Annotated in this window: 19 protein-coding genes and 1 pseudogene; 13 read left to right on the top strand and 7 right to left on the bottom strand. The window is 71.3% G+C overall.

Going from position 1 to position 24926, the window contains the following annotated elements; genetic code table 11:
* Positions 1-68 precede the first annotated feature (68 nt).
* Positions 69-977, top strand: a complete 909-nt coding sequence (locus MMA15_RS09485) for a DNA-3-methyladenine glycosylase family protein (RefSeq protein WP_241058673.1) — start codon at positions 69-71, stop codon at positions 975-977.
* 33 nt (positions 978-1010) lie between these two features.
* On the opposite strand, the gene MMA15_RS09480 is transcribed toward MMA15_RS09485, so the two are convergent.
* From MMA15_RS09480 to MMA15_RS09470, 3 genes are all read right to left on the bottom strand, one after another.
* Positions 1011-2516, bottom strand: a complete 1506-nt coding sequence (locus tag MMA15_RS09480; protein WP_241058672.1) for a coenzyme F420-0:L-glutamate ligase — start codon at positions 2514-2516, stop codon at positions 1011-1013.
* A complete protein-coding gene (locus tag MMA15_RS09475) occupies positions 2513-3544 on the bottom strand; it encodes a 2-phospho-L-lactate transferase (RefSeq protein WP_241058671.1) in 1032 nt (343 codons plus the stop codon). Before MMA15_RS09475 ends, MMA15_RS09480 begins: the two co-directional genes overlap by 4 nt.
* Before the next feature lie 86 nt (positions 3545-3630).
* On the bottom strand, positions 3631-4089 hold the full coding sequence (locus MMA15_RS09470) for a cysteine dioxygenase (RefSeq protein ID WP_241063107.1): 459 nt from the start codon (positions 4087-4089) through the stop codon (positions 3631-3633).
* Between the two features lie 907 nt (positions 4090-4996).
* Here MMA15_RS09470 and MMA15_RS09465 point away from each other — a divergent pair.
* The 3 genes from MMA15_RS09465 (at position 4997) to MMA15_RS09455 (ending at position 11016) form a co-directional block, all read left to right on the top strand.
* A complete protein-coding gene (locus MMA15_RS09465; protein WP_028436999.1) occupies positions 4997-5260 on the top strand; it encodes a WhiB family transcriptional regulator in 264 nt (87 codons plus the stop codon).
* 369 nt (positions 5261-5629) lie between these two features.
* The gene (locus tag MMA15_RS09460; protein WP_241058670.1) at positions 5630-9439 is read left to right on the top strand and encodes a glycosyltransferase family 2 protein; all 3810 of its coding nucleotides are present in this window, start codon (positions 5630-5632) and stop codon (positions 9437-9439) included.
* Positions 9436-11016 carry a DUF5719 family protein gene (locus tag MMA15_RS09455; protein ID WP_241058669.1) on the top strand — a complete coding sequence of 527 codons (1581 nt, stop codon included), beginning with the start codon at positions 9436-9438 and terminating at the stop codon, positions 11014-11016. Before MMA15_RS09460 ends, MMA15_RS09455 begins: the two co-directional genes overlap by 4 nt.
* 432 nt (positions 11017-11448) lie before the next feature.
* On the opposite strand, the pseudogene MMA15_RS09450 reads toward MMA15_RS09455, so the two are convergent.
* The 3 genes and pseudogenes from MMA15_RS09450 to MMA15_RS09440 form a co-directional block, all read right to left on the bottom strand.
* Positions 11449-11784: pseudogene (locus MMA15_RS09450) on the bottom strand (SRPBCC family protein); the annotation flags it as partial.
* A gap of 161 nt (positions 11785-11945) precedes the next feature.
* Complete coding sequence (locus MMA15_RS09445) at positions 11946-12293, bottom strand: ArsR/SmtB family transcription factor (protein ID WP_241058668.1); 348 nt, start codon at positions 12291-12293, stop codon at positions 11946-11948.
* Positions 12294-12653: 360 nt separating this feature from the next.
* Positions 12654-13085: a metallopeptidase family protein gene (locus MMA15_RS09440; RefSeq protein WP_241063106.1), complete on the bottom strand. Its 432-nt coding sequence runs from the start codon at positions 13083-13085 to the stop codon at positions 12654-12656.
* Positions 13086-13570: 485 nt separating this feature from the next.
* Between MMA15_RS09440 and MMA15_RS09435 the strand changes: the two genes are divergently transcribed.
* The 8 genes from MMA15_RS09435 (at position 13571) to MMA15_RS09400 (ending at position 22359) form a co-directional block, all read left to right on the top strand.
* Complete coding sequence (locus MMA15_RS09435; RefSeq protein ID WP_241058667.1) at positions 13571-13972, top strand: DUF3499 domain-containing protein; 402 nt, start codon at positions 13571-13573, stop codon at positions 13970-13972.
* Between the two features lie 162 nt (positions 13973-14134).
* Positions 14135-15499, top strand: a complete 1365-nt coding sequence (locus MMA15_RS09430; RefSeq protein WP_241058666.1) for a phosphomannomutase/phosphoglucomutase — start codon at positions 14135-14137, stop codon at positions 15497-15499.
* A 225-nt stretch (positions 15500-15724) separates the two neighbouring features.
* Positions 15725-15907: a Trm112 family protein gene (locus MMA15_RS09425; RefSeq protein WP_241058665.1), complete on the top strand. Its 183-nt coding sequence runs from the start codon at positions 15725-15727 to the stop codon at positions 15905-15907.
* A 106-nt stretch (positions 15908-16013) separates the two neighbouring features.
* Positions 16014-17300, top strand: a complete 1287-nt coding sequence (locus MMA15_RS09420; protein WP_241058664.1) for an SIS domain-containing protein — start codon at positions 16014-16016, stop codon at positions 17298-17300.
* Between the two features lie 36 nt (positions 17301-17336).
* Positions 17337-18632: a mannose-6-phosphate isomerase, class I gene (manA, locus tag MMA15_RS09415; RefSeq protein WP_241058663.1), complete on the top strand. Its 1296-nt coding sequence runs from the start codon at positions 17337-17339 to the stop codon at positions 18630-18632.
* A gap of 104 nt (positions 18633-18736) precedes the next feature.
* Positions 18737-19693, top strand: a complete 957-nt coding sequence (locus MMA15_RS09410) for a cation diffusion facilitator family transporter (protein WP_241058662.1) — start codon at positions 18737-18739, stop codon at positions 19691-19693.
* A 460-nt stretch (positions 19694-20153) separates the two neighbouring features.
* On the top strand, positions 20154-21611 hold the full coding sequence (gene ahcY, locus MMA15_RS09405; protein ID WP_241058661.1) for an adenosylhomocysteinase: 1458 nt from the start codon (positions 20154-20156) through the stop codon (positions 21609-21611).
* Between the two features lie 133 nt (positions 21612-21744).
* Entirely contained in the window at positions 21745-22359 is a 615-nt protein-coding gene (locus MMA15_RS09400; RefSeq protein WP_241058660.1) for a hypothetical protein, read from the top strand.
* 74 nt (positions 22360-22433) lie between these two features.
* On the opposite strand, the gene MMA15_RS09395 is transcribed toward MMA15_RS09400, so the two are convergent.
* The gene (locus tag MMA15_RS09395; protein WP_241058659.1) at positions 22434-23468 is read right to left on the bottom strand and encodes an RDD family protein; all 1035 of its coding nucleotides are present in this window, start codon (positions 23466-23468) and stop codon (positions 22434-22436) included.
* A 76-nt stretch (positions 23469-23544) separates the two neighbouring features.
* Here MMA15_RS09395 and MMA15_RS09390 point away from each other — a divergent pair, with 76 nt between their 5' ends.
* Positions 23545-24552, top strand: a complete 1008-nt coding sequence (locus MMA15_RS09390; RefSeq protein WP_241058658.1) for a stage II sporulation protein M — start codon at positions 23545-23547, stop codon at positions 24550-24552.
* Positions 24553-24926 lie beyond the last annotated feature (374 nt).

Below are 24926 nucleotides of genomic sequence, written 5' to 3'. Positions count from 1 at the left end.
ACGGGCGGCCGGACCGGCATACGGCCCGGCCGGTTCGCGGCCCGCGCCGCGCACATACGCTGTCGGGCGTGTCTGCCACCCGTACCTGGACCGCGCCCGAGTCGTACGACCTCAAGGGCAATCTGCGTGTGCTGCGGCGCGGCCCGTACGACCCCTGCTACCGCATCGAGGGCGGCGCGGTCTGGCGCGGGACCCGCACACCGGCGGGACCTGCGACGCTGCGCATCACCGCCGACGCCGCGGCCGGCACCGTGAGCGCTCAGGCATGGGGGCCGGGCGGCGACTGGTGCCTGGACCGGCTTCCCGCGCTGCTCGGCGCGGAGGACGACCCGTCAGCCTTCGTGCCGCACCACCCGTTGACGAGGACCGCTCACCGGCGCCACCCGGGGCTGCGGCTGGCACGTACCGGGCTCGTCATGGAGGCGCTGATCCCGTCGGTGCTGGAGCAGAAGGTGACCACCCATGAGGCGTACCGCGCGTGGCGGCTGCTCGTACGCCGGTACGGAGAGCGCGCACCCGGACCGCATCAGAACCTCCATGTGATGCCGGAGCCGCGCGCCTGGTGCCGCATCCCCTCCTGGGAGTGGCACCGCGCCGGAGTCGACAACAAGCGCTCCGCCACCGTGATACGAGCGGCACAGCGCGCACCGCGTCTGGAGGAGGCCGCCTCGATGGAGCTGGCGGGGGCGATGCGGCGGCTTCAGCTCATCCCCGGCATCGGCCCGTGGACCGCCGCCGAGACGCTTCAGCGCAGCAACGGCGACCCCGACGCTCTCACCGTCGGCGACCTTCATCTGCCGCGCATCATCGGCTACTCCCTCACCGGCGCCCGCAACACCGACGACGCGGGAATGCTGGAACTGCTCGCCCCCTACGAGGGACAGCGCCACCGCGCGGCCCGGCTGATCCTGCTCGCGGGACGGGCACCCGCGCGGCGCGAACCCCGTTTCCCGATCGGCGACATCGCCAGGCTGTGAGAGACAGCGGGGCGCCTTACGGACCTCGCCGGGTCAGCGCACCTCGATGAAGTCGCCGCTGCCGCGTGGCGGTCGCTGCCGCGGCGGGGCCGCCGCACGCCCTACGGCCACGGCACCCATCGGGTCCCAGTCGCCGGGCAGTTTCAGTTCACGGCGTACGACGTCCCGGCAGAACATCGTCGACGAGACCCACGCCGAGCCCAACTGCTCCCCGGCCAGCGCCACGAGGAAGTTCTGGATGCCCGCGCCGCACGCGACGACGAACATCTCCCGCTCGGCCGCCGAGCGCCGCGCGTCCGGATAGTCGTGCGAACCGTCCGCGACGAGGCAGGGCACCACGAGATACGGGGCGTTGCGCAGCACGTCGCCGCGCCGCACGCGCTTGGCGATGCTCTCCTCGCTCTTGCCGTCCGCCCGCAGATCCTCGATCCACTGCTCGCGCATCGCGTCGAGCAGCCCCAGCCGTGCCTCGGGCGACTCCAGCAGTACGAAGCGCCACGGCGTCGTGTGATGCGGTGCGGGCGCCGTCACGGCCGCCTCGACGGCGCGGCGGACCGCACCGCCGTCCACCGGGTCGGATGTGAACTCGCGGACGGTACGCCGCAGTCCGAGCGCTTCCCTCACGGCCTCGGAGGTGCCCAGCCGGAACATGTCGTGCGCGGCGTCGCGCACGAGCGCCCTCGCGCTGCCGGCCGGCAGGGGGCCGGACCCGCGCGGATCGCCGCCGTGGTCGTCGGCGCCGCGACCGACGGCAGCGTGGTCCAGCACATGGCGCGGCAGCCCGCGTACGACCGCGACGGGGAATCCGTCCGCCTTGCCCTTCACCAACTCGCCCGCGGCGGCCAGTTCGTCCCCCACGGCGGTCACGGTCACACCCAGCGGATTGCCGAACGTGTCGACACCGCCGCGCAGATCCTCCAGCACGCGTACGCCCGCGGCGCCGATCGCCACATCCGTCTGCCCCTCGCGCCACGGCCGTCCGAAGGTGTCGGTGACGACGACGCCGACGTCGGCGCCGAGCGCGTCGCGTACTCCCTCGCGGATGCGCCGGGCCGAGGCGTCGGGATCCTCCGGGAGCAACAGCACGGTGCCCTTAGGGGTGTTGGAGGCGTCCACACCCGCCGCGGCCATGACGAATCCGTGCCGGCTCTCCACGATCCGTGCGGGACCCCTGCGCGCGACCACGCGCACGGTCTCCGCCTCGATGGCCGCCTCGCGGTCGTCGGCGCGGACGATGCGCCCCTCGGCCTTGCTCACGATCTTCGACGTGACGATCAGTACGTCGCCGTCGGCGAGCCCGGCGGGCGGATCGCCGTTCTCTGAACTCGCCGCGAGCGCCGCGCCGTTCGCCGGTACGGCCGTGGCCGCGCCGGTGCCCGTGCCCGCCGCCGTGCTGATCACCGCGTCGACGATGAGCTTCACCAGGTCGTCGCCGGGGCGCACTTCGGGAATCCCGGGCAGTGCCCACACCCGGTACGCGGGCGCGGAAGCGGAACCGGTCCGCTCTCTGCCGCCGTCCGCGCCGCCGTGCGCCGTCATGCGCCCACCTCTTCCGCCAGTGCCAGCGCTTCCCGCGCCATCTGGGCCGTGGCCTCCGTGCCGTTCATCATCAACGGGACGGCGCGGCAACGGATTCCGGCGTCCTCAACGGCCTGGGCCGAGCCCGCGTCGACCGTGTCGACGAGCCAGCCGTCCAGCAGCCCGCTGCCGTAGTGCTGTGCGACCGCCGCCGCCGTGGACTCGACGCCGATCGCCGAGAGCACCTTGTCCGCCATGCCGTGCACCGGTGCGTCCCCGACGATCGGCGACAGTCCTACGACCGGCACCCCGGCGTCGGCGATGGCCTCCCTGATCCCCGGTACGGCCAGGATCGTGCCCACGCTGACCACGGGGTTGGAGGGCGGGAAGAGGATGACGTCCGCGTCCGCGATGGCGTCGAGCACGCCCGGCGCGGGCTTGGCGCTCTCGGCACCCACCGGCACCACCGCGTGCGCCTCGACGGAGGCACGCAGCCGCACCCAGTACTCCTGGAAGTGCACGGCCTTGCGCCTGTCGCCGCCGGGACCGCCGCCGGGACCGTGGCCGGAGCCGCCACCGGCGCCGTTGCCCGGACTCTCGTCCAACTCCGCGGTGTCGATCAGCACATGCGTCTCGACCCGGTCGTCCGTCATGGGCAGCAGCCGCACTCCCGGCTGCCAGCGCGCGCACAGCGCCTCGGTGACCGCGCTGAGCGGATAGCCCGCGCTCATCATCTGCGTACGGACGATATGGGTCGCGAAGTCGCGGTCGCCGAGTCCGAACCACTCGGGGCCGACGCCGTACGCCGCCAACTCCTCCTTCACGGTGAAGGATTCGTCGGCGCGTCCCCAGCCCTGCTCCTCGTTGATGCCGCCGCCGAGCGTGTACATCACGGTGTCCAGGTCGGGGCAGACCTTCAGCCCGAAGAGATGGATGTCGTCGCCGGTGTTGCCGACGACGGTGACGTCCGCGTCGGGCACCGCCGCCTTCAGCCCGCGCAGGAAGCGGGCACCACCGATGCCCCCGGCCAGAACCACGATCCGCTCCATGCGGACCAGTGTGTCAGCAGACGGCCTTCGAACAGCAGGGCGGTCACCCCGCCCGGCGATGCCCGAGCGCCTTGTTCAGCCGCTGTTCACCCGGCGGTGAGCGTCTCCGGCGCCGCGGTGCACGCGCCGACCACGGCCGACGGCTCGTCCATCGGCATCTCGGTCAACCCTGGGAAGTAGATGTGCAGACTGACGATGGGGAAGAGACCGTCGTTGACGACCTCGTGCACATATCCGGGCGCGAACGTACGCAACGCGTCGGAACCGAGCGTGCGGCTCTCCCCGCGCGAGTGCTCGGTCAACTCGCCCTCCAGCACCGTGAACACACCGGAGGACGGCCCGTGATGGTGGCGTCCGCTGCCCTGTCCGGGCAGCCAGCTCAGCAGCCACACCTCGTATCCGGGCCCGGTGCGCAGCCGGTGGTACCAGCGGCTGACCGGGTCGTAGCGCACCAGCGGCTCCCAGCCGGAGCGGTCGGCGGCGATCGTACGGGCCAGCCCGGCGAAGCCGGCCACGGTGGACGGATGCGCGGGGGCGGGGGGCATGAGATGGGGCAGTGCGAGCGGGTCGCCCGCGATCTGAATGTCGCTGCTGGTCACGTCGGTGATGATCTTTCGCGCTGTAGGGAGACCCGGAAGGCGGCCGGGCCGGTTACGAGGAACCTGTTACGAGGAGGGGCGGGCCGTCGGTCAGCGGCGAGGCGCTCGGCCGCACCGGCCGCGATGTCCGCCTGCGATGTCCGCCTGGATGTCCGTCCGCGGCGAATGACCGGGTCGCGACGAACGGACCGGCCGTCGAGGCGGATCAGGCGTGGCGATCGGAGAAGCCGCCCACGGAGCCGCCGGTGGCGGTGCCGTACGGCGGCGGGCCCGCGACGGGCCTGAGGGGATCGCTCAACAACAGCGACAGAGACAGCGACAGTGACCCGTGGCGACGCGAGCAGCGCGAAGAGGCCGCATGGCGGCGGCCGTGAAGGGCTCGGGAGTCACTGGCATGCGGTCAAGGAGACCGACTTGCCCAGGGGGCTGTCAACTCAGCCGTCGTGTTTGTGATCGACGCTTCATCCCTTCCGGTAGCCGTTCACGCCGAAAGGTTTGTGCCCCGCCGATCCCGGACACGTGGCGCAACACCCGCGCACATGAACGTCGTTGTACATCCGTGATCCAGCAGTGATCACGGATGTACGGGCCGCTCCGCCGCCGGCTCCCGCGAATGCGGTGCGAACTCGGAACCTCGCGGTTCCGGACGCTGCGCGGGGAGGCTATATGGTGCGGTTCCGGGTGATATCAACACTTTCAAGTTCCCCTTGGTTCCGCAGAGTGAATAACGGACCCAGTAGCAGATCTCGGCTTGACTGGTGCGGATCGGCACACTTGTAATTTCACACGTGTCGTTCAGCCGCGATCGATAACGACGGCATCACGGGGACGCAAAGACGGACGAGGGGCGCACATGACCGAGCTGTTCCAGGAAGTGCTGGTCGAAGAAGTAGACGAGGAGCTCGGCTGGCAGGAACGCGCGTTGTGCGCCCAGACCGACCCCGAATCGTTCTTCCCCGAGAAAGGCGGCTCCACAAGGGAGGCCAAGAAGGTCTGCCTCGCCTGCGAAGTGCGATCCGAGTGCCTCGAATACGCGCTGGCGAACGACGAGCGCTTCGGAATCTGGGGCGGCCTGTCCGAGCGTGAGCGGCGCCGGCTGAAGAAGGCCGCTGTCTGATCAACTCCCGTGCGGCGGATGCCGGTACATGCACGGACCGCTGTCTCGGGCGACGCGGAAGATCCCAGGGCGGCGACACCCGAAGGCGACACCGACCGCGGTGCCGCCCGCGACGACGAAGGCGGCAGCGGACAGCCGCCGTCACGTGACCGTGGACACGGTCACCGGCGCCGATAACGGCGCAGCCGCGGACGAGAAGTCCCCCCGGTTGTACGACAGGTTGCAGGACCGGATGGGCACTGAGCACTGAGCCGTTAGTGTGTGGCCCGTCCTAGGTGCACGGCCCCTCAGCGGGGCGGTGCGCCGTGAAGTCCGTCGCAGCGTCTTCGGGGGATCGCCCCCGCACCCCCGGGAGGGGCCCGCACCTCGATGTCCGTGCACAGCCATACGGCTGCCCAGTACGAGGCGGCCACACCTGAGTTCCCTCGGCACGTCGTCACCGCCGTGCTCGTCTCCCACGACGGCGCGAGGTGGCTGCCCGAGGCGCTGTCGGGTCTGCTCTCCCAGGAACGGCCTGTGCAGGACGTCATCGCGGCCGACACCGGAAGCGCCGACGAGTCGGCCCAGTTGCTGACCGAATCCCTCGGGCCCGACCGCGTGCTGCACATGGCGCGACGTACGGGCTTCGGCGCCGCCGTCGACGAGGCGGCACGCACCGCCCGCGTACCGACGCCGGACGATCTGCCGTATCTCAAGCGCCCCAGCGGCTGGGACCCCGTCAACCGCACCTGGCGCGACGACGCCTACGACATGCCCGAGCTGCCGCACGGCGAGCCCGTGCAGTGGCTGTGGCTGCTGCACGACGACTGCGCTCCCGAACCGGACGCGCTGGCCCGCCTGTTGAGGATCGTCGACGCCGACCCCGAGGCCACCCTCGTCGGACCCAAGCTGCGTAGCTGGTACGACCGCAGGCAGTTGCTCGAAGCCGGTGTCACCATCGCCAACAGCGGGCGCCGCTGGACCGGTGTGGAGCGCCGCGAGCAGGACCAGGGGCAGCACGACCAGGTGCGTGCGGTGCTGTCGGTATCCAGCGCCGGGATGCTCGTGAGGCGGGACGTCTTCGAGGAACTCGGCGGCTTCGACCGGCACTTGCCGCTGATGCGTGACGACGTCGACCTGTGCTGGCGTGCGCACTCCGCCGGGCACAAGGTGCTGATCGTCCCCGACGCCGTGGTACGGCACGCGGAGGCGGCAGCGCGTGAGCGGCGCCCCGTCGACTGCGTCGGCCGAGGCGCACGCGGCGGCGCCAGCCCGCACCGGGTCGACAAGGCCGGAGCCGTCTACACGCTGCTCGCCAACGTGCCCGGTTCGAAGCTCTTCTGGGTGATGCTGCGGCTCGTGCTCGGCACGATGCTGCGCACCCTCGCCTATCTGGTGGGGAAGGTTCCCGGGCGGGCGCTCGACGAAGTGCGCGGACTCACCGGGACGTTGCTGCGCCCGGGGCGGATCATCGGCGCGCGCCGCAGGCGCGGCAGACCGGCCGTCCCCTACAGCGAGCTGCGGCATCTCTTCCCGCCGCCCGGAGCGACCGTACGGGCCACCGCCGAGCAGGTCGCGAGCAACTTCGGCGGACGTGCCGAGCCCGACATGTCCTCGGGCGGGCGGCACGGCGCGGTGGAGTCCGGTCCCGGCGACGACGACGCGGACTTTCTGGAGGTCGAGCAGTTCGCGCGGCTGAAGCAGATCGCCCGCAAGCCCGGCCCGGTGCTCTTCGCCGTGCTGCTCGTGGTCTCCCTGATCGCCTGCCGTGAACTGCTGGGCGGCGGCGCTCTCGCCGGGGGCGCGCTGCTGCCGGCGCCCGCGGAGGTCTCCGACCTGTGGGGCCGCTACGTCGACGGCTGGCATCCGGTCGGCGTCGGCGGCACGCAGACGGCGCCGCCCTACCTCGCGATCGTCGCCATGGTCGCCACCGTTTTCTTCGGCAGCACCGGCTTCGCGCTGACGCTGCTGCTGGTCTGCTCGGTGCCGCTGGCCGGTTTCACCGCGTACTTCACTTCGAGGCCGCTGGTGGAGTCCCGTCTGCTGCGTGCGTGGGGGAGCGTCGCCTACGCCTTCCTCCCGGCCGCTACGGGAGCCCTCGCGGGCGGGCGCATCGGCACCGCCGTGCTCGCGGTGACGCTGCCGCTGCTGGCGCGTTCCGCCGTCGCCGTGAGCGGGCTGCGCGGCAGGCCGGGGTGGCGCGCCGTGTGGGGCTATGCGCTGCTGCTGACCTTGACGAGTGCCTTCACGCCGCTGGTGTGGCTGATTGCGGTGACGCTCGCCGCGGTGCTGCTCGTACTGAGGCGCCTGGACCTGGTCGACGGCCCGGAGCAGTCGGCCGACGGGCCGGTGCGGGGCATTGCCGTGCGCAACGGCATCGCGCTGCTGACGCCGATGGTGCTGCTGGCCCCCTGGTCGCTTTCGCTGCTGACGGACCCGGCGTCGCTCTTCCGCGAGGCGGGGCTCCAGTACGGGGCGGGGTCCGGCGACGCACTCGGACTGCTGACGCTGACGCCCGGCGGTCCCGGTGCCGCGGGCGGGCTGCTGCTGGTGGGCGTGGTGCTGGCGGCGCTGGCCGCACTGCTGCGCGACGAGCGGCAGTCGACGATCCGTGCCGCATGGGTCGTGGCCCTGGTGGGGCTGCTGTATGCGGGGATCTCCAACAGCGTCGCGTGGGCCGGTCCCGCCACGCTCGTCTACGGGCTGGCGCTGCTGTGCGCAGCCGTGGTGGGAGCGGAGGGCGCCAAGGAGCGGGTCGCGGAGCAGAACTTCGGCTGGAAGCAGCCCGCTGCGGCACTGGTCGCCGCGGCGGCGGTGGCCGCGCCGCTCGTGGCCGCCGTCGGCTGGATGGTGGGAGGCGCCGACGGGCCGCTGTCCCGGCGCGACCCGGTGCAGGTCCCCGCGTTCGTCGCGGAGGAGAGCCGTACCAGCGACCAGGCACGCACGCTGGTGCTCTCCGGTGAGGCGGACGACGCCTCCAGCGCACCGGCGAACGTCTCGTACTCGATCGTGCGCGGCTCCGGCGCGAGGCTCGGCGACGGCGATCTGGCCGTGGCGGGCGGCGACGACGCCCGGCTGGGACGGGTGGTCGCCAACCTCGTCGCCGGTTCCGGCGCCGACCAGACCGAACAGCTCGGCGGCTACGCGGTGCGCTACGTACTCGTGAAGGACGACGCGCCCCGCCAGATGAGCCGCGTACTCGACGCGACGCCCGGCCTCACACGGCGCAGCCAGGAGGACGGAAGCGCACTGTGGCGGGTCGACCGCCAGGTCTCCAGGGTCAGCGTGCTGCCCGCGGGCGCCGGTTCGGGCTCGGGCCGGGCAGGAGGCGCGGCGGGGGAGAAGGCGGACCCGGTCCCCGTGCCCGCCGGGCCGCTGGAGGTCCATACGGAGCTGAGGCCCGGCGACGCGGGGCGCGTGCTGCGCATCGCCGACGCCGCCGACCCCGGCTGGCAGGCCACGCTGAACGGACGGCCGCTCGATCCCGTCACCCTCGACGGCTGGGCGCAGGGCTTCGAACTGCCTGCGGGCGGCGGGCAGTTGGACGTCACGCACGAGACGAGCGCCGCACACACCGCCTGGGTGTGGTTGCAGGGCTTCCTGGCGCTGGTCGTGGTCGTACTCGCGCTGCCCGGCAGGCGCCGGCAGGTGGACGACGACCTTCCGGAGACGGCGGCAGCGGTGCCCGCCCCGGGCGCGGAGGGCGGCCGGCGGGCACGCAGGCTGGCGGCGGCCGAGGCGGCACGTGCCGCCGAGGGCCGGGACGACTCGGACTCGGACGCGGACGGCGTGCCGGACGCCGACCCGCGCGGCGCGGAGGTGCCCGCACAGTCGCCGTATGAACAGCCGCGCGACGGCCGGGAGTTCGAGCCCGCTTCGGGCTACGAGCCCTCCGCCTACGGGTCCTCCGGCTATGACTCGCGGTACGGCGCGTCCGGCGCTTCCTCGTATGAATCGTCCTCGTATGAATCGTCCGCTTACGAGTCGCCCTCGTACGAACCGTCGTACGACACGGCCCCGTCGGAGCCGCGTCAGCGCCCGTACGGCGACGGCGGGACCTACGACGAGGGCTACGGGCAGCAGTACGACGACGGCTACGCGACGCGGCAGTTCGACTCGCGCCAGTACGACGCTTACGAAGGGCAGACCGACCCGTACGGCTACGACCCGCGGTACGGCAACAGGAGCGATCAGCAGTGAACCGCACCAGCACGACCCTCATCGGCGCGGTCGCGGCGCTCGCCGCCGTGACCGGTGTCTCGGCGCTCGCGGCCCCCGGCGGCGAGGAGAACGGCGGGGCGGCGGCCGGGCGCAGGCCGGTCGAGCGCTCCACGCTGGTCTGCCCGCAGCCCAGCGTCTCCGATGTGGCCGAGACCCGGTACACGGCCTTCGCGCCCGAGGGCGGCAAGGGCAAGGGGAAGGCCGAGCTGTACGCGGCGGAGAAGGCGGACGACGGCTCGGGCGGCGACGGCGGCAAGGGCAAGGACGACAAGGGCGACAAGGGCGACAAGGACAAGGGCGGCAAGCGCGAGCGCAACAGGGCAGGGGAGAAGAAGCCCGAGCCCAAGCCGTTCCTGCCGCTGAGCACACCGGGCAAGCCCGTCACGGCCGATGCCGGAGCCTCCGACTCCTCGGCCTACTTCGGCTCCGCCGACGGCCGGGTCGCTCCGGGGTGGACCGTCCAGCAGACGACCGCCGTCGCGGTCGGCGCCGGGCGCGGAATCCAGGGCACGGCATGCTCCGTACCGGACACCGACTTCTGGTTCCCGGGCGCGAGCACCGACAAGCAGCGGCAGGACTACGTCCATCTCACCAACCCGGACGACTCCAGCGCCGTCGTCGACGTGAACCTGTACGGCAAGAAGGGACGCATCGCTTCCGAGGCCGGTGAGGGAATCACCGTGCCGCCGCGCTCCACGGTGCCCGTGCTGCTCTCCACGCTGACGCCCGAACCGGCGATCAACCTCGGCGTGCACGTGGTGGCACGTGCCGGACGTGTGGGCGCCCAAGTGCAGGCCGTCGACGAGAAGATCGGCGGCGACTGGGTGCCGTCGGTCACCGACCCGTCCCCGGACGCGGTGCTGCCGGGCATCCCCGGCGACGCCACGGCCGTACGCCTGGTCGTACTGGCACCGGGCGAGAACGACGCGGACCTCAAGCTGCGTCTCGCCACCTCATCCGGGCAGATCGCCCCGGCCGGTCACGAGACGCTGCACGCACGCGCGGGCATGACCACCGCGGTCGACCTCAAGGACCTCACGAAGGGCGAGGCGGGTTCGCTCCTGCTCACGCCCACGGAGGGCGGCAGCGACGCGACTCCTGTGGTGGCGGCGCTGCGAGTGACACGGGGGAAGGGCTCGAAGCAGGAGACGGCGTTCATCCCCGCGACCGCGCCCCTCGCGGACCGTGCCACGGCCGCCGACAACCGGGAGAAGGGCTCCCGGCTGTCGCTCACCGCACCCGGCAAGTCGGTGAAGGTGCGGGTGACTTCGTCGGCGGGCAGCAAGGGCGGCAAGCCGGTCAGCCGTACGTACACGGTGAAGGGCAAGACGACCAAGTCCCTTGCCCCGCCCCCGCCCCAGGGGGTCGACGGCAGCTTCGCGGTGACCGTGGACCGGCTCTCCGGCGGGCAGTTGTACGCGTCGAGGATGCTGGAGCAGAGGAAGGGCAAGCTGCCCGCGTTCACCGTGCAGACGCTGCCGGACGACAGGGGCAAGGTGCTGGTTCCGCACTCCGGCCAGAACCTCTCGGTGCTGACGGACGGCGACGGCAACTGAGCTTCGGGGCCCGCCGGTCGGGCCCGGTCGGGCGGCCCTTCCCGGTTGCCCGCGTACTCGTGATCGGGGCTCCTCGGTGCACCTGACCCGAAGTCTCCCGAAGTCTCCGTCCGCGGACCCTCGTTGAGGGACATCTCGTACGGGACCCCTTGCCCGTGGACCCTTCGTACGGATTGCCCGTGGACCCTTCGTACGGATCGTGCGGAGCCTTTCGTGCAGGAACCTCGGGGGTCTTCGTGCGGGAGTCTCAGGGGCCTTCGTCGGACATCCCGGGGACCGGTGCGCCCGAGGGCATGCCCGAGGCGACGTACTCGTCGTAGACGGGGCGGAATGGACCGGCGGATTCGCTGTGGGGCCCTCGGCGGTGACGCCCTCGAGATGCTTGCCGAGTTCGGCCAGGCATACGGTCCATCCGGCGGCGTTGCGAGCTGCGGTGTTCGCCTCCAGCACGTTGATCAGCGTGAGCGTGCAGCCGCCGTCTGCGGGGTCGATCTCGAAGTGCAGCTCGTCGCCGCCCCATGTGTAGGCGAGGCGCCGCGGCGGCTCGTAGACCAGTACGGTGCCCGAACTGTGCTCGACGTTCGGATCGCCGGAGAACTCGATCGTGCCGCCCGCGTGCGTGTCCATGCGTACGGCGCTGGGGAACCAGTGCGCCAGCTCCTCGGATTCGGTGACCGCGGCCCACAGCCTTTCGACGGGGAAGGGGTACGTGCGCTGGAAGCGCACTGCCGGGCGGCCGTTGTGCTCGATGTAGGTTCCACGGTCCATGATCCGCTCTTCCGTTCTGCCCTTGTGCGCCGGGCTGTTGGGCTGTCGTGCCGTTGGGCCGTCGGCCGTTTCCGTTGGGTCGTTTCCGTTTCCGCGCTGCGCGCTCTCGCGCTCTTCCGCTCTGCCGCTTTCCGTTCCGCCCCGGCCGCGGTCCGCGCTCGTCAACGACCCCGTTCGCGGGCGTCGTCCTGCTGCTCGCCGGACTCGGCGACGTCGAGATGTCTGCCGAGCGCGTCGAGCCGTTCGTTCCACAACTGCCGGAACGGGGCCAGCCACGCGTCGAGTTCGGCCATCCGCTCCAGGTCGACCGAGTAGATCCGCCGCTGTGCGTGCGTACGGACCTTCACCAGCCGCGCCTCGCGCAGCACCCGCAGATGCTTGGAGGTCGTCGGCTGCGTGTAACCGAGTTCCTCGACGAGTTCGCCCACGGCACACGCGCGTTCGCGCAGCACATCGAGCATCGCCCGCCGATGGGGGTCGGCCAGCGCCGTCCACGTGGCATCCGTCACGGAAGACAATATGCCTCCTCGCGTATATACGCGTCAAGGAATATGAGGCCGGTCGGGTTCCGGCGGGGGAGAGCGGGCCCGTAGCCCGTCGTGCGGCGGCGCGTCCCCGAGGGACACCCGGCCGACCTGACCCGGTGGCGCTCAGCCCGGCGCGGCGCAGCCCAGCTCAGCCCGGCCCGACCCGATTGCATTCGCGCCCGGACCCTCCACGCCCGGACCCGCCACGCCCGGCCCCTCCACGCCATGTAACGCCGTTCCGGCCGCGTACCGCGCGGAACGCACCCCGGCCGACGGCCGCCCAACTGCCCCTGCACGCCCGCCCGGTGGGCCCAATCCGTCTGACCCGCCCTGGCCGTGCGCCTAATCCTGCCCGTAGCGCGGATCGACCGACTCCGGTGAGAGGCCCAGCAGTTCGGCCACCTGCTCGACGACGACCTCGTGCACGAGCAGCGCCCGCTCGTCGCGGTTGCGCGTACGGATCTCCACCGGGCGCCGGTAGACCACGATCCGGTCCGGCCGTCCGCCCTTGGACTCGGCGACCCTGCCCAGCGGTACGGCCTCGGTCTGTTCCTCCGCCTCGCCGTCGTCCCCGCGCGGCACCTCCTGAACGGCGAACTCCACGCTGGTCAGTTGGGGCCAGCGCCGCTCCAGCCTGCTGACCGAGTCGCGGACCAGATCGTCGAAGGCCTCCGAACGGCTTACGGCCAGGGGCACTTGGGGCGGCGCGACGGGCCCGCGCATGCCGCGGCCATGACGATCGCGTCTGCGCGGCCCGGGGCCGTCGGCCCCCATCTCGCCGTCCTCGTCCCGGAGTTCCCTGTGTTCCCCCCGGTCTCGGTGTGCCCCCCGGTCCGGGTGGTCCGGGTGGTCCCGGTGATCCGGGCGGTCACCGTCGTCGCGGTGGTCCCCGTCTTCCCGGTCGTTCCGGCCCGGCCCGCCGGGCGTCGCAGGGCTGTTCATCGTGATGAGACTAGCGGCCGTACGCCCGCGAACCCCGATCGCCGGACCATTACCGGCCGTGTCGGAAGGTGACCGGTGTCATGACCTTTCACGGCGATTCCTGTGCTCGACGCGACCGGTGATCTCGCATCCGGCGCACCCTTCAGGACAGCTCACGACCACTTCGCGCCAGATCCCCGACTCGCCCTGGGCGCAAGGGTGTCGGCGCTCAGGACTTCCCGCAGATCAGGTGTTTCAGGCGAACCGGGACGACACGACCGAGTGACGTCAAGGAGAGTCGTCGCAGGCCGCTCAAGAGTGCGGTACGGTCCATCGTCGTGAGCCCTGTACGTCGCTGTTCGCGAACCGCCTGCGGCCGTCCCGCCGTCGCGACGCTGACGTACGTCTACGCGGACTCCACCGCGGTGCTCGGTCCGCTCGCCACATACGCCGAACCGCACTGCTACGACCTGTGTTCGGAGCATTCCGAGCGCCTGACGGCCCCCCGCGGCTGGGAGGTCGTACGACTCGCGGTGGACCCCGGCCCCGCCCGGCCGAGCGGCGACGATCTCGAAGCGCTCGCCAACGCCGTTCGTGAGGCGGCCCGTACACCACGGCGCGACCCTTCGGCGGCGGCGCCCTCGGACGCCGTAGGCGGACCGGAAGGACGCGACTCCGACCCGATGGAGGTCGCTCGGCGCGGCCATCTCCGTGTGCTGAGGTCGCCGGAGCAGCAGTAGGCGACACCGGCCCGACTGGCCCTGCGCACAACGGAGATCGACTTCGCGCCCGGTAGATTTGTGCCCCGGTGAGCTGCCGGACCACGTATGAGCGAGTACCGGACGACCGGCCGCCGACAACCGAGAATCCCAGAACCCGAGGACCCAGGAGAGGGCTGCCCCGTGGCTGATCTGTCGGAGATCGTGAAGGCGTACGACGTGCGCGGCGTCGTGCCGGACGAGTGGGACGAGCCGCTGGCCGAACTGTTCGGAGCCGCTTTCGTACGGGTGACGGACGCGTCGGCGATCGTCGTCGGGCACGATATGAGGCCGTCGTCGCCGGGCCTGTCACGGGCGTTCGGACGCGGCGCGGCCGGCCAGGGCGCCGACGTCACCGAGATCGGCCTGTGCTCGACCGACCAGCTCTACTTCGCCAGCGGCCAACTCGGCCTGCCTGGCGCGATGTTCACCGCGAGCCACAACCCCGCCCGCTACAACGGCATCAAGATGTGCCGCTCGGGCGCACAGCCCGTCGGCCAGGACAGCGGACTCGCGGACATCCGCCAACTCGTCGAGGAATGGGCCGAGTCGGGCCCGCCGCAGCGCCAGGAGGGCGTCGCGGAAGGGGCGATCGGCGAGCGCGACGTGCTCTCCGACTACGCGGAGCACCTGCGCACGCTCGTGGACCTCACCTCGATCCGTCCGCTGTCCGTCGTCGTCGACGCGGGCAACGGCATGGGCGGGCACACCGTCCCGACCGTCTTCGAGGGACTGCCGCTCCGACTGGACGCCATGTACTTCGAGTTGGACGGCACGTTCCCCAACCACGAGGCCAATCCGCTCGATCCGAAGAACATCGTCGACCTCCAGCAGCGTGTGCGGGAGACCGGCGCGGACATCGGCCTCGCCTTCGACGGCGACGCCGACCGCTGCTTCGTGGTGGACGAGAAGGGCGATCCCGTACCGCCGTCCGCGGTCACCGCGCTCGTCGCCGCACGCGAACTGGCCAAGTCGCCCGGCTCCACCGTCATCCACAACCTGATCACGTCGTGGTCCGTGCCCGAGGTCGTACGGGAATCGGGCGGCACGCCGCTGCGCACACGCGTGGGCCACTCCTTCATCAAGGCCGAAATGGCCCGCACGGGCGCGATCTTCGGCGGCGAGCACTCCGCGCACTACTACTTCCGCGACTTCTGGAACGCCGACACGGGCATGCTCGCCGCCCTCCACGTGCTCGCAGCGCTGGGCGGTCAGCAGGGGACCCTGTCGCAACTCGTAGCGGAGTACGACCGGTACGCGGCCTCCGGCGAGATCAACAGCAGGGTCGACGACCAGGCGGGGCGCGCCGCCGCCGTCAAGGCCGCCTACCAGGACCGGGAGGGCGTCGAGCTGGACGAGCTGGACGGGCTGACGGTCACGGCCGCCGACTGGTGGTTCAACCTGCGGGCCTCCAACACCGAGCCGCTGCTGCGGCTCAACGTGGAGGCAAGGGACCGGGAGACGGCGGATGCGGTACGGGACGAGGTGCTCGCGATCGTAAGGGCGTGAGCGGGGACTTGAGCCCGGGGGCCGGGGGCGGGGCGCGCTGGTGACGGCCGGGCGGTGAGCGGCGGCCGGTGAGCGTGACTCACCGGCCGCACTCCGCGCCCCTCCGCCGCGCCCCCGCCCTCGCGCCGTCGTGGTTATCCACAGGCCGCCCGCCCGCACGGCACGGTCCGCGCCCCCGGCGGTACCCTGGCCGCCAGCCGCCCCCGCCCGCGAAGGGACGAAGTCATGCCGCTCGAAGCCGGTCTTCTGGAGATCCTCGCCTGCCCGGCGTGCCATGCGCCGCTCCGTGAGGAGGCAGGAGACCCGGAGGAGCTGGTGTGCACGGGCGGCGCCGAGTGCGGCCTCGCGTACCCGGTGCGTGACGGGATCCCCGTCCTCCTCGTCGACGAGGCCCGGCGCCCCGGCTGACGCGACGGGCCCGGCCCCCGGCCGCCCCACCCGGCAATACGCCCCTCACTCACGTCACGCGGCGCGGGCTGCCCGCCGTCCCGCGGCCGATCGGAGGCTCCGGAAGATGCTCGACGAGTCACTCCTCGACTCTCCAGACGCCCTCGCCCGCGCGGACACCGGCGGGCTGCTGCGCGGCACGGCCCAGGCGGGCGCCCATGTACGCACGGCCGTGCGCGGCGCGAGCGAGACCGGCCTCGCCGGACTGCGTCCCGACGGCAGACCGCGGGCGGTGTTCGTCGCCGGTCCCGGTCCGGCGCCCGGCTGCGCCGCCGATCTGCTCGCGGCACTCGGCACCGACGCCGTCCCGGTCACACTGCTGCGGCCCACCGGCGCGCTCGCCGCACCGGGCGCGCTTCGCTGGGCGCTTCCCGGCTGGGCCGGCTCCCTCGACCTGCTGCTCGTGACGACTCCCGACGGGAGCGAGGCCGGGCTGACGGCACTGATCGAGCAGGCGTACCGGCGCGGATGCACCGTCGTGACCCTCTGCCCGGCGGGAGTGCCCGCCGCGGAGCTGACAAAGGAGACCCATGGGCTGGCGGTGCCGCTGAGCGCCGACCTGCCTGCGACTTGGAGCGGCCCACCGGAGGCGACCGGCGCGCCCGGCGCACCCACCCGCGGCCTTGAAGCCCCCGGCAGCTCCGCCAGCCCCGCCAGTTCCGGCGCTCCCGCAGGCCCCGACGGCGGCGGGCCGCCGCACCCCCGGCCCGTCGAACCGCGCACGATGACCGCCGCCCCCGGGCTGCTGTGGCCGCTGCTGACGCCCCTCCTCGTTCTCTCCGCCCGCCTCGGCCTCCTCGACGCCACCGATTCCGCACTGGAGTCGCTGGCCGACCGGCTCGACGAGGTCGCCGAGCGCTGCGGCCCCGCCGTCGCCGCCTACTCCAACCCCGCGAAGTCCCTCGCGGCCGAACTCTCCGACAGCCTCCCGCTGTTGTGGAGCGAGGGCGAAGTGGCGGGCGCCGTCGCACGTCACATGACCTCCACCCTCACCGGCCTCCCCGGGCTGCCCGCCCTCGCCGCCGCCCTTCCCGAGGCGATGGCGGCGCACGGTGCGCTGCTGTCCGGCGCCCTCGCCCAGGCCGCGGGGGAGGACGACTTCTTCCGCGACCGCGTCGAGGAACCGGAGCCGCTGCGCGCCCGCGTCCTCCTGCTGCGTGACCGGTCGCCGTCCGCCGAGTCCGCCGTCGTCGGAGCCCGCGACATCGCCTACGCACACGACGTACCGCTCAGCGAACTCGAACCAGCCGAAGGCAGCACCCCCCTCGAAGCCGCCGCCGAACTGATCGCCACCGTGGATTTCGCCGCCGTTTACCTCGTGCTGGCCGGCACCGGCACATCATCGGCCCCGTAACCGCCGCAGCAGCCCAAGGAAGCGAAGCGCCACCGCATGGACCGCCTCACCAACACCGTCAGGCCCTACGCATGGGGCTCCACCACGGCCATCCCCGAACTCCTCGGTACGCCGCCCACCGGCGAACCCCAGGCCGAGCTGTGGATGGGAGCGCACCCGGGCGCACCGTCCGCCGTCGTACGCGACGGCCGCGAGACGACGCTGACGGAGGTCATCGAGGCAGATCCGGAAGGGGAGCTGGGGCCGGAGGCCGTCCGGGCCTTCGGGCCTCGGCTGCCGTTCCTGCTGAAGATCCTCGCGGCCGCCTCGCCGCTCTCGCTTCAGGTGCACCCCGACCCTCAGCAGGCACGCGAGGGTTACGCGGACGAGGAGGCACGCGGCGTCCCCCTGGACGCGCCCGAGCGCAACTACAAGGACGCCAGCCACAAACCCGAACTCATCTGCGCGCTCACGGACTTCGACGGCCTGTGCGGCTTCCGCCGGGCGCCCGAGGCGGCGGATCTGCTGGCAGGGCTGGACGTCGACGCGGTCAAGCCGTATGTCGACATCCTGCGGGCGAGCCCCGCGAGCGACGCCCTGCGCGAGGTGCTGACCGCGGTGCTCACCGCCGGCCGGGAAGAGATCGCCGCGACGGTCCAGGAGGCGGCACGGGCGGCGGAGCGGCTCTCGACCGGGCACCCCGCCGCCGAGACCGCAGCCGAGACCGCTGACCAGACCGCCGCCGAGACCGCCTCCGAACCTGGCATCGCAGCCCCCGGGACACACGCCCGCGCTTACGCCCTCTGCGCCTCTCTCGCCCGCCACTACCCGGGCGACCCGGGCGTGCTCGCCGCCATGCTCCTCAACCATGTACGCCTCAGCCCGGGGGAGGCCCTGTATCTCGGCGCGGGCGTCCCGCACGCCTATCTGAGCGGCCTCGGCGTGGAGATCATGGCGAACTCCGACAATGTGCTCCGCTGCGGCCTCACCCCGAAGCACGTCGACGTACCCGAACTGCTGCGTATCGTCCGCTTCGAGCCCGGAGCACCCGCCGTGCTGCGCCCGGAAGCAGGTCCGGGCGGTGAGGAGCGCTACGAGGTCCCCGTCGACGAATTCCGCCTCTCCCGCTGCACGGTCGCCCCGGGCGCCCCTGCGACGCCGCTCGACGCCCGTACACCGCAGATCCTGCTGTGCACCGACGGTCAGGTGCGGATACGGAAAGTAGTGAACGGAGGCGGCGGAGAGGACGCCCAACTGCCCCTGGAACGCGGGCAATCCGCCTACGTACCGGCCGGGGAGCGGGTCGAGGCGACCGGTGACGGTACGCTCTTCCGGGCCACAGTGGCCGTCTGACCGAGCCCCGCGAGAGGCGGGGAAGTCCGGGCCGGCAGGGGCCCGTACGGACCGGGGACAGCGCGGATCCACACGTATCACCGAGAGAGGGACGAGCGACTCGTATGAGTGCATCAGGCGGTTCGAAGGCGATCATCGCCGCGCTGGGCGCGAACTTGGCCATCGCCGCAGGCAAGTTCGTCGCCTTCGTATTCAGCGGCTCGTCCTCCATGCTCGCGGAGAGCGTGCACTCGGTAGCCGACTCCGGAAACCAGGCGCTGCTGCTGCTCGGCGGCAAGAAGGCCAAGAAGGCGGCGAACGAGGAGCACCCCTTCGGCTACGGCCGCGAGCGCTACATCTACGGGTTCCTGGTCTCCATCGTCCTGTTCACCATCGGCGGCGTCTTCGCCCTCTACGAGGGATACGAGAAGATCAAGCACCCGCACGAACTGGACAGTTGGTACTGGCCGGTCGGCGTGCTGGTCTTCGCGATCGCCGCCGAGGCGGTCTCCTTCCGTACGGCCATCAAGGAGTCCAACGTCGTACGGGGCTCGCTGAGTTGGAGCCAGTTCGTACGCCGGGCCAAGGCGCCCGAACTGCCCATCGTGCTGCTGGAGGACCTCGGCGCGCTCGTCGGCCTCGTGCTGGCACTCTTCGGCGTCGGCGCCGCCCTCGCGACCGGCAACGGCGTATGGGACGGCATCGGCACGCTGTGCATCGGTGTGCTCCTCGTGGCCATCGCGATCGTGCTGGCCGCGGAGACCAAGTCGCTGCTGCTGGGCGAATCGGCCGATCCCGACGAGCGGGAGAAGATCCGCAGCGCGCTCGTGGACGGCGAGACCGTGACGGGAATCATCCACATGCGGACGCTCCATCTCGGCCCCGAGGAACTGCTGGTCGCCGCGAAGGTGGCGGTGCAGCACGACGACACGGCGGCGGAGGTCGCGCGGGCGATCGACGCGGCCGAGGGCCGCATAAGGGAGTCCGTGCCGAGCGCGCGTGTGATCTATCTGGAGCCCGACATCTACCGGCCGACGGCCGCCTCCTCATCGGGCGCCGCGTCGGATTCGAAGTCCGAGTGATCGCGTCTCTGTCGAACTGATCACGCCGCTATGTCCGGATTCGCCCATCACTGAGCGTTTCCAACTCCCCACGTACTGAAGGGGAATGCATCACCACACCCTCTTTGTCAAATTATGCGACGAGGTGTGGAACGGCGCAGTGTTGGGCATCGGCACAACTGCGCGCACTGAGCGGCCGAAACCAGACCAGGCCCGCCCTTGCTCGCACCGTGGACAATCCGTTCGACTGGACGAGCGGTGTATTTTCGTAGTGCACAGACGTCGCTGCTGATGGCAGATCGGCCGGCCCGCACAGCGGGCCACCGAGGGAGAGAGGGCCTCCGACGGACTGGGCTGCGAGCAAGGGATCAGTGTGCCCGTGAGTGCTGTGTACGTACGCAGCGCAGGCACCGCACACGGAGCCCGGCGCCGCAGCACGGACCTGTCAGCCATGACCTCGACATCGAGGAGAGCAGCTCGCATGACGACGACCTCCACCGGCCAGGACTTCAAGGTCGCGGACCTTTCGCTTGCGGCCTTCGGCCGCAAGGAGATCAGCCTGGCCGAGCACGAGATGCCCGGCCTGATGGCGATCCGCAAGGAGTACGCCGCTGACAAACCGCTGTCCGGGGCCCGCATCACCGGGTCTCTCCACATGACCGTGCAGACGGCCGTCCTGATCGAGACCCTGACCGCCCTCGGCGCAGAGGTCCGCTGGGCGTCCTGCAACATCTTCTCCACCCAGGACCACGCGGCCGCCGCCGTCGCCGTGGGCCCCAACGGCACCCCGGAAGACCCCCAGGGCATCCCCGTCTTCGCATGGAAGGGCGAGACGCTGGAGGAGTACTGGTGGTGCACCGAGCAGGCCCTCACCTGGCCCGGCGCCGCCACCGGCGGACCCAACATGATCCTCGACGACGGCGGTGACGCCACCCTCCTCGTACACAAGGGCGTCGAGTACGAGAAGGCCGGAGCCGCCCCCTCCGTCGACACCGCCGAGAACGACGAGCACCGGGTGATCCTGGAGCTGCTGAACCGCACCCTGCGCGAGAGCCCGCAGAAGTGGACCCAGCTCGCCTCCGAGATCCGCGGCGTGACCGAGGAGACCACCACCGGCGTCCACCGCCTCTACGAGATGCAGCAGGAGGGCGCCCTCCTCTTCCCGGCGATCAACGTCAACGACTCCGTCACCAAGTCGAAGTTCGACAACAAGTACGGCTGCCGGCACTCGCTGATCGACGGCATCAACCGCGCCACCGACGTCCTCATCGGCGGCAAGACCGCCGTGGTCTTCGGCTACGGCGACGTCGGCAAGGGCTGCGCGGACTCACTGCGCGGCCAGGGCGCCCGCGTGCTGATCACCGAGATCGACCCGATCTGCGCGCTCCAGGCCGCGATGGACGGCTACCAGGTGGTGACCCTCGAGGACGTCGTGGAGACGGCGGACATCTTCATCACCACCACGGGCAACAAGGACATCATCATGGCCTCGGACATGGCCCGGATGAAGCACCAGGCGATCGTGGGCAACATCGGCCACTTCGACAACGAGATCGACATGGCGGGCCTCGCCGAGATCGAAGGCGTCGTCAAGGAAGAGGTCAAGCCCCAGGTGCACACCTGGACCTTCTCCGACGGCAAGATGATCATCGTGCTCTCGGAGGGCCGTCTGCTCAACCTGGGCAACGCGACCGGGCACCCCTCGTTCGTGATGTCCAACAGCTTCGCGAACCAGACGATCGCCCAGATCGAGCTGTTCACGAAGACCGACGAGTACCCGACCGGCGTCTACGTGCTGCCCAAGCACCTCGACGAGAAGGTCGCCCGTCTGCACCTGGACGCGCTCGGTGTGAAGCTCACCAAGCTCCGCAAGGACCAGGCCGACTATATCGGCGTCCCCGTCGAGGGCCCGTACAAGCCGGACCACTACCGCTACTGACCGGCAGCCAGCCCTGACCGCCCCTCGACAGAGAAGCGGTCAGCGGGCACCGGTGAGTGACGATGCCGAGGCCCCTGCCCCCGCGGCGGGGGCCTTCGGTCTGTCCTCAGTCACCCGCACATAGAGTCCACCCATGCCACGCGGCCGGTATTCGCTTCACGATCCGCACGATCACACCCCCCTCGGCGACGAACACTTCCACTGCGCCACCGGCCCCTCCGGCTGGCGCTACGTCTCGCAGATCACCACCCCCTCCGGCGACCACGCAGGCTCCGTCGATCTGGCCCTCGACGAACTCGGCCGCCCCGTACGACTCGAACTCCACGCCGGCGGCTGGCAGGTACGCGGCGCCGCCCTCGACGGGGTCACCTGGGTCCGCACCGACCCCGCAGGTGACCACGCCCAGGAAGGCAACGCCGCCGCCCACTCCTTCACCGGCAACTCCCCCGCATTCCTCATCGCGACATCACGCCTGCTGCGACCGGCCGTCGGCGAACCGGCCACCCGCGTACGCCTCGTCGCGCTCACACCCCCCGTACTCGCACCACGCACTCTCGATCAGTCCTGGACGCTGCTCCACACCGAATCACACGCCACTGACAACGCCCCTCTGATCGTGGAGAACTACCAGGTCAGCGAGGTCGGCACCGGCGAACAGCACCCCGTGCACATCGCCGGGGACGTCGTGCTCGCTGCACCCGGCATCGAGCTGGAGGAACTGGAGTCACCACCGTCCGGATTCGGCTGAACCTCACAACGGCGCTTCACTTCACGACGGCGACATGCATCACGACGGCGGCACGCATCAGGCGACGGCATGCATCATGACGGCGGTACGAAACCCGTCGTACGAGCCCTCTCGCCCGCGCTCTCCCGGCCTCCCGCGGGCGCGGAGCCGGAGGCCACCGCCCCATCGGACGCCACCGTCCCGCCGGGCGTCTCCGCCGCAGCTCCCGCGACAGCCCCCGCCACAGCCCCCGACACCGGCGCCCAGGGATGCCCGTCCGACCCGCCGCCCCCCACACCGGAACCAGCACCGGCAGCAGCGGAGACCGGCCCCCGCTCAGCAACCGCCCCACCGACAGCCCCGGGGGCACCCCCGTCACCCCGCGTGCCGAACGTCCGCTGCGCCTCCCTCGCCTGCCGCTCCGCGACGATCCCGGCCAGATACGTCGCGGCAGGCACGCCGTACGGCGCCGGCACCCCCGTACACGACACGAGGTCCGAAGCGAGCCGCTCCGCCATCGACCGGCTCACGACCTCGTCCAACTGCCCCGCACGCAGCAGGTATTGGCGCACCGCCAGCCACAGACCGGCAGGCACCCGCGACAGATCCAGCTCCCCGAAGCTCCCCGCCAGCCACGCCGGAGGAGGCGGCGCGGGCGCCCCACTCGGCTCGGGCACCCGCTCCCGTACCACCAGAGTCCCCGCGAACACATCGCCCAGCCGCCGCCCACGAGCCGAGACCAGCGACGCCGCACACGCCACCACCCCGAAGAACACCTGGATCTCGATGACGCCGATCGCCCCGCGCACCAGAGCGTGCCGGAACCGGACCGGACCGCCGTCCTCCCGCAGCACCCGCAGCCCGCACAGCACCTTGCCCACCGACCTGCCGCGGCTCAACGTCTCCACAGCCACCGGAACGCCCACCAGCACCAGCAGGAACAGCGCCACCTGAACCGCCGCCACAGCCGCCTCGTCGAGCGAGGCCACCGCAGTCAGCAACGCCAGCGAAACCGCCAGATACACCGCCCAGGCCAGCACCAGATCGATGAAGACCGCCAGCGCACGAGTCGGCAACCGCGCGGGCCGGAGACCGAGTACGACGGCATCTCCCGTAACGAGCTCGCTCACCGTGCCTCCGCTCAACCGTCCGGCCCCTCCTCGCACAGTCTGCCGTTCCCGCCGAGCGGTCTGCCAAGCTCTCACCATGGATCTGGATGTCTTCGTCTCCGCACACAGAGCGGAGTGGGACCGGCTCGACGAACTGCTGCGCCGCCGGCGCCGCCTCTCCGGCCAGGAGGCCGACGAACTCGTCACCCTCTACCAGCGCACGTCCACCCACCTCTCCCAGGTCCAGTCGAGCGCCCCGGACCCGGCTCTCGCGGGAAGCCTCACCTCCCTCGTGGCCCGTGCACGCAGCGCGGTCACCGGCCCCCGCCGAGCCTCATGGCGCGACGCCGCCCGCTTCTTCACCGCCGGATTCCCCGCAGCCGTCTACCGCAGCCGCCACTGGTGGGTCCCGGTCGCCCTGCTGTCCGTAGTCGTCGCCGCCGTCATCGGGTGGTGGATCGGCACCGACGCCGAGGTCCGCTCGGCGATCGCAGCCCCCGCCGAACTACGGGAGATGACCCGCCCCGGCGGCCAGTACGAGTCGTACTACTCCAGCCACCCCGCCACCTCCTTCGCCGCCCAGGTGTGGACGAACAACGCCCAAGCCGTCGCCGTCTGCCTGGCGTTCGGCGCGCTCCTCGGCATCCCCGTGCTGTGGGTGCTCTTCCAGAACCTGCTCAACCTCGGCATCGGCATAGGCCTCATGCAGTCCGCGGGCAGGCTCGACACCTTCCTCGGACTGATCCTCCCGCACGGCATCCTCGAACTCACCGCCGTCTTCGTCGCCGCAGGCACAGGACTACGGCTGGGCTGGACGGTCATCGACCCCGGCCCGCGAAGCCGACGCGTCGCGCTCGCCGCCGAGGGACGCGCGGCCATCGGCATGGCCATCGGACTCGCGGCGGTCCTCTTCGTCTCCGGCGTGATCGAGGGCTTCGTCACGCCCTCCGGCCTCCCCACATGGGCACGCCTCACCATCGGCGTCGTGAGCGAACTCCTCTTCCTCGCCTACGTGTACGTCCTGGGAGGCCGCGCCGCACGGGCGGGCGAGACGGGCGACGTGGCACCCGAAGACCGCCCCGCGAACGTGCCGACGGCCGCCTGATGTGCATCGCCGTCCGGTGACCTGTTACTGTTCTGGCCGCTGCGGCGCCTGTTGAAGGACTCCGCGGCGAAGGAACCGACGAACCCCCGTAGTTCACACTCCGGCGGCAGTCGGCATCCGATTCGCTTCTCAACTCGGCTCCGTATTACGGAAATCGACGGGAAGCACCCCCCGATTCACTGTCGGACAGGCTCTGATAGTGTCGGGATCACCGAGAGGGAAGCGCCCGGAGTGGCCTGTGAGGGTTGTGATGGAAGCGTCCGTTCTTTGAGAACTCAACAGCGTGCTAAAAGTCAACGCCAGATATGTTGATACCCCGTGCCCCTATGGCTGTATTGGCTGGTAGGGGTGGGGATTTCTTTGAACACAGCGAG

This window comes from Streptomyces marispadix (genome assembly GCF_022524345.1).
GTDB lineage: Bacteria > Actinomycetota > Actinomycetes > Streptomycetales > Streptomycetaceae > Streptomyces > Streptomyces marispadix.
This window is presented reverse-complemented; position numbering and strand designations above follow the sequence as displayed.